4 protein-coding genes are annotated in these 2761 nt (G+C 72.3%); all 4 read right to left on the bottom strand.

Annotation, left to right across the window (positions count from 1 at the left end):
* Positions 1-61 precede the first annotated feature (61 nt).
* Positions 62-526 (bottom strand): hypothetical protein, encoded by a 465-nt coding sequence (locus HII36_RS54490; protein WP_173531263.1) that lies wholly within the window; start codon positions 524-526, stop codon positions 62-64.
* 1 nt (position 527) lies between these two features.
* A complete protein-coding gene (locus tag HII36_RS54485) occupies positions 528-1073 on the bottom strand; it encodes a dihydrofolate reductase family protein (RefSeq protein ID WP_173531262.1) in 546 nt (181 codons plus the stop codon).
* Positions 1074-1164: 91 nt separating this feature from the next.
* Positions 1165-1815 (bottom strand): response regulator, encoded by a 651-nt coding sequence (locus HII36_RS54480; protein ID WP_173531261.1) that lies wholly within the window; start codon positions 1813-1815, stop codon positions 1165-1167.
* Positions 1812-2761: histidine kinase (locus tag HII36_RS57655; RefSeq protein WP_236005214.1), on the bottom strand; the 950-nt coding region annotated here is incomplete at its 5' end. The genes HII36_RS54480 and HII36_RS57655, both read right to left, overlap by 4 nt.

Raw genomic sequence — 2761 nt, 5'->3', positions numbered from 1 at the left:
GCCCCGCCCGGGGGCGGGGGCGCGGCGGCATCGGTGGCCGCCGGGGTCGGCAGCGCGGGGGTCAGGAGCGGCCGCCGGTGAACGGGGACTCGCCCGGCTTGAGCGGACGGAAGCGCAGGGCCGACCAGACGTCGTCGATCGCCACCTGCCCGTTGGGACGCAGGCCGTACTCGCCCACGATGGGCCAGAGCGTGTCGCGGTTGATGTCGGCCTTGTTCCCCTTCGGGTAGGCCACCCACAGGACGCCGGGCTCGGCGAGCCGGTCGCGGTGGGCGTCCAGGACGGCCCTGGCGGAGGCGGCGTCGGCGGCGAAGACCACACCGACGCTCGCCCCGGCGGGGGTCTCGACGTGGTGCGCGCCGTCGGGCAGCGCGCCGACGAGCGCGCGGTGCTCGGGCGCGGAGACCCACACGGCGGTGCCCGGCTTGATGAGCAGCTTGTCGGCGACGCTCTTCGCGGCGGTCTTGGCGGCGGTCTTGGCGGCGGTCTTCGCGGCCGGCTTGGCGGCGGTGGTCGTGGATGCCACGTCAGGCCCTTTCATAGGTCAGGTCCAGCACGCCGGTGCTGAAGATCTCCGAACGAGTCAGCTTAAGGGGGATTTGTCCGAGATCGCCGTCGAAGAGGCGCTGGCCGCTGCCCACGACGATCGGGTGGACGAGCAGGTTGAGCTCGTCCAGCAGGCCGTCGCGCAGCAGCGACTGGACCAGCGTGGCGCTGCCGGTGATCGAGATGTTCTTGCCCGGCTGCTGCTTGATCCTGCCCAGCTCGGCGGCCACGTCGCCCTGGATCAGGGTGGTGTTCTGCCAGTCGGCCGAGGTGAGCGTGGTGGAGACGACGTACTTGGGGGTGTTGTTCATGACCTCGGCCATGGGCTCGGCGGCCGGGTCCTGCTTCGGCCAGTACTCGGCGAAGCCCTCGTAGGTGCGCCGGCCCAGCAGCATCGCGTCGGCGGCCTCGAACTGGCGGCCGACCGACTGGCCCATCTCGTCGTTGAAGTACGGGAAGTGCCAGGTCTCCGGCGCTTCGATGACGCCGTCGAGCGAGATGAACAGACCTGCGGCGATCTTCCTCATGGGGGTCTCCTTCGGTTCTTCGAGGTGACTTCATCCTCTTACCGAAAAATGAAATTGTCAAGACGGCTGGAATCGTCGGTCGCGCGTGCCGTCACGGCGTCACCACCAGGCGGCCCTCCCAGGCCCAGGCCGCGATCTCGACCCGGTTCCGCAACCCCAGCTTCGCCTGGACGCCCGACACGTACCCCTTGACCGTGCTCACCGACAGGAACAGCGCGTCGGCGATCTCCTGGTTGCTGCGTCCCCGCGCGATCGCCCGCACCACCTCGGTCTCGCGCGCCGACAGCGGCCGCGCGTCCGCGCGCGGCACGACGGTCCGGCCGCCCCGGGCGGCGACGTGACGCAGCAGCCGCAGCGTGATCGCCGGCGAGATCAGCGCGTCCCCCGCGTACGCCGCCCGCACCGCCTCCACCAGCAGGCCCGGGCCCGCGTCCTTGAGCACGAACCCGGCCGCGCCCCTGCTCAGCGCGCCGTGGACGTACTCGTCCAGGTCGAACGTGGTGACCATGACCACCCGGGTCGGCGCCCCGGCCAGCGCGCCGGCCACCTCGATCCCGTCCAGCCGGGGCATCTGGACGTCCACCAGACACACGTCCGGGCCCGTCCCCCGTGCCCGCTCGATCGCCTCGACCCCGTCACCCGCCTCGGCGACCACCCGGATGTCCGGCTGATCCTCCAGAATGATCCGCAGGCTGGCCCGGATCATCGGCTGGTCGTCGGCCAGCAGCACCCGGATGGTCAACGCCGCCTCCCCGCGTCGCCCGGCACCCGTCCGCAGGGGATGGTGGCCCGGACCGACCAGCCCGAGCCCGGACGCGGCCCGGCGACCAGCGTGCCGTCGAGGGCTTCCAGGCGCTCGCGCATGCCGGTGAGGCCGTAGCGGGCCCGGCGGTGGCGGCGCGCGGGCGACGGCGGCGCGTCGTCCTCGACCACGACCGTGACGGCGCGCTCGTCCTGGGTGACGTCGACGGTGACCGTACCGGCCTGGCGGGCGTGACGTGCGACGTTGGTCAGCGACTCGCGCACCACCCGGTACACCGTGCTGCGCACCTCGGGCGGCCAGGCGCCGGGTTCGGCGGCCAGGCGCAACGTCGCGGGGCGGCCGTGGGCGCCGAAGCGCTCGACCAGGTCGGCGAGCCGTTCATGGCATTCGTCGCCGCGGTCACGGTCACGGCCGTGGCCGTGGCGGTGGTCATGGTCGTGTTCGCGGTCGTATTCACGGTCGTATTCACGGTCGTATTCACGGTCGTATTCACGGTCGTATTCACGGTCGTATTCACGGTCGTATTCACGGTCGTATTCACGGTCGCGGACGCGGACGTGGTTGCGGTCACGGTCGTGGTCGCGGAGGAGGCCGACCGCGCGGCGGGTCGCGGCCAGGGCCTCGGCGCCCGCGGTCTCGATGCCGTCCAGGGAATCCGCGGTCCTGTCCGGGTGCCTGGCGGTGACGAGCCTGGCCGCCTGGGTCTGGAGCACGATGCTGGTGATGTGGTGGGCGACCACGTCGTGCAACTCCCTGGCCAGCTCCAGACGTTCCGCGCGCCGTACCCGCTCGGCGGCGGCCACGCGACGCGCGGCCAGCAGCCGCGTGCCGAGCCCGCCCACCACGGACGCGAACACGATCAGCCCGCTCAGCACCGGCACGGCCGAACCCGGGCCGGCCAGCAGCCCGCCCACCAGGACCGACG

Source organism: Nonomuraea antri (assembly GCF_013283785.1).
Classification (GTDB): Bacteria; Actinomycetota; Actinomycetes; order Streptosporangiales; family Streptosporangiaceae; genus Nonomuraea; species Nonomuraea antri.
The sequence above is the reverse complement of the archived record's forward strand: the minus strand, read 5'-3'. Positions and strand labels throughout refer to the sequence as shown.